We start from the raw sequence: 2,581 nt of genomic DNA, 5'->3' as shown, positions 1-2,581 counted from the left end.
AGTTTCATTATCGAACCGCCGTATACGAGACCCGTACGTACGGTGGTGTGAGGGGTGCACTCCGTCATTAGATGGCGGAGCCATCCACTCGATTACCTGCTTTTTTTATCCAAATTTCACACTTGTCATAGTCAGTGAACCACCTAAAGCATTATCGTTAAAGATTGTGGTATTATCCTTTTCGTCTTTTAATCCTAATGTGTACAATAAAGGCAGATAATGCTCAGGCGTTGGAATCGCTAGGTTAAAAGCTTCTCCTTGCTTTTTAAACTCAATTAAATTTTGGTAATTTCCCTCCAAAATCCATTTCTTCATTTTACTATCTGCTTCTATTGCCCAATCATAGCCGTAGTTTTTATTAATTTTTCTAAAATCAACTTTTCTTAAATTATGGACAATATTACCGCTACCAACAATTAGTACGCCTTTTTCTCTTAATTTTTTTAATTGTTGTGCTAACTCGTAGTGTTGCTGTGGCGTCATTTTATAATCCAAGCTAAGTTGAATAACAGGCACATCTGCTTTTGGAAATAAATGTTTAACTACGGTCCAAGCTCCATGGTCCAATCCCCATTTATCATCTAAGTGAACGGTTCCTGCTGGGTTAATAAATTCTGAAATTTCTTTAGCCAGTTTTGGATGTCCAGGCGCTGGATATTGTACTTCGTAAAGTTCTTTAGGGAATCCGCCAAAATCATGAATTGTTCTTGGATTTTGCATGGCAGTGACAAAAGTTCCGTTTGTTTCCCAATGGGCTGAAACCACAATAATAGCATTGGGTTTATCCAATTGCTGCCCTTGTTTTTTAAACTCTCTAACAAACTCATTGTCTTCAATACCATTCATAGGCGAACCATGTCCTAAAAAAAGGACAGGCATTCGCTTAGAAGAATCAAAAGAATCTGTTATGTTTTCTAATTTATTTAATGCTGACATCATTGGAATACTTAATGCTGTTAGTCCGGCTATCTTTAAAAACTCTTTACGCTCCATTTTAAGCGTATATTTTGGTCAAAAATTCTTTAGCGGTTGTTGGTTTTCTACCTATAAGTTTCTCTAATGAATTGTCTGACATTTCTAATTCGCCATTGGCTTGTGCTACCGAAAATGCAGTGAATAATCCAATGTATTCATCAGGAATACCATAGGTTTTTAGTGTAGCCTGATATTCTTCAGGTGAAGGCGATTGATAGGTGATATCTTTACCACTTATTTGAGCAATTGATTCAGCTACTTCATTGTATGAAATCGCTTGATTATTTACTAATGGATACGTCTTATTTTCGTGCCCCTCAGAAGTCAATACTGCTGCTGCTGCTTCTGCCAATTCTTGTCTTAATACTAAACTGGATTTTCCGTTTTGTGCAGGTTGCATAATTACACCTGTTTCCAATACTTGTTCTCCTATAAACATAGGTAGCATGTCCAAATATGTGGCGTTCTGTAAAAATGTATATGTCATGCCACTTTCTTTTATCCAGTTTTCGGTTTTTAGATGTGAATCCTGTAAGAATGCGATAGCAGAATCATCTCTCTCCTGATTTCTCATAAATGAAGTATAGACAATATGCCTTACTCCAGTAGCTTTGGCTGCTTTAACCACATTTTGATGTTGTGCGGCACGATTTTCTATTTCACTACTAGAAACAAATAGTAATTTATCGACACCTTCAAAGGCTTTTACTAAAGAATCATAGTTGGTATAATCTCCTATTTTAACTGTAATTCCGTCTGCTTTAAAGATGTTTGCCTTTTTCTCACTTCTGGAAAGTACCGAAATACCTGATGTTTTTACATCTTTTTCTATTAGTTGCTTAACGACATGTTTACCAAATTCGCCTGTTGCTCCTGTTACTAAAATCATTTTTTTAATTCTTAATCATTAATAATGATACAAACTTACTATATTTGCTACTTAAAGTATAGTTAGTTATTAATAAGTATTGCTATACTTTTGTATAGTAAGAGTTTAAAATATTTGACAATGAATGATTTGCTAACTATTTCTGAGATAAAAAAATGTCCTGTACATTACGTTTTGGCGATTAATGATACTTTAAACGTGATAAGTGGTAAATGGAAGTTGCCTATACTTGCTTCTATTCTTTACGGTAATTATAGGTATAAAGACATACAGGCTAATATCGATAAAATTACGCCTAGAATGTTGTCTAAGGAGTTAAAAGAATTAGAGCTTAATGGTGTTATAACAAGGAACGTTTATGATTCAACGCCAGTTCGCATTGAATACAAAATGACCGAATCAGGTAAAAATATTCTCTCAGTTCTTGATGCAATGGTTGATTGGGGTGTTTCCCATAGAAAATCTACATTCAAACATTCAGATTAAAAGTGTTTTTTCGGCAAATTGCAGGTAACGGTCTCGGCTATGAGTAGTTGCGTGATTTAGCACTTAACTTTGCAAGTACACACCAAGTTGGAAATTCCGCAGGAATTTCCAAAGTAGGCGAGAACCAGCAATTACTTATAGCCATTGTGCCTGTTGCACAAGTTATGAAAAATTAATATTGGCTTAATATTAAAAAGAGGTCGATTTCGTAACTTAATGTATGCAAGGAAA

3 protein-coding genes are annotated in these 2,581 nt (G+C 35.0%); 1 reads left to right on the top strand and 2 read right to left on the bottom strand.

From position 1 onward, the window contains the following. Positions 1-105: 105 nt before the first annotated feature. Both ygiD and MWU84_RS23725 read right to left on the bottom strand, forming a co-directional pair. Complete coding sequence (gene ygiD, locus MWU84_RS23730; protein WP_027066623.1) at positions 106-993, bottom strand: 4,5-DOPA dioxygenase extradiol; 888 nt, start codon at positions 991-993, stop codon at positions 106-108. 1 nt (position 994) lies between these two features. Further along, positions 995-1,864 (bottom strand): SDR family oxidoreductase, encoded by an 870-nt coding sequence (locus MWU84_RS23725; protein ID WP_027066622.1) that lies wholly within the window; start codon positions 1,862-1,864, stop codon positions 995-997. A 120-nt stretch (positions 1,865-1,984) separates the two neighbouring features. Between MWU84_RS23725 and MWU84_RS23720 the strand changes: the two genes are divergently transcribed. Further along, positions 1,985-2,350 carry a helix-turn-helix domain-containing protein gene (locus MWU84_RS23720; RefSeq protein ID WP_036146809.1) on the top strand — a complete coding sequence of 122 codons (366 nt, stop codon included), beginning with the start codon at positions 1,985-1,987 and terminating at the stop codon, positions 2,348-2,350. Positions 2,351-2,581: the final 231 nt, after the last annotated feature.

This window comes from Arenibacter sp. F20364, assembly GCF_023015905.1.
In the GTDB taxonomy this organism is placed as follows: Bacteria; Bacteroidota; Bacteroidia; order Flavobacteriales; family Flavobacteriaceae; genus Arenibacter.
This window is presented reverse-complemented; position numbering and strand designations above follow the sequence as displayed.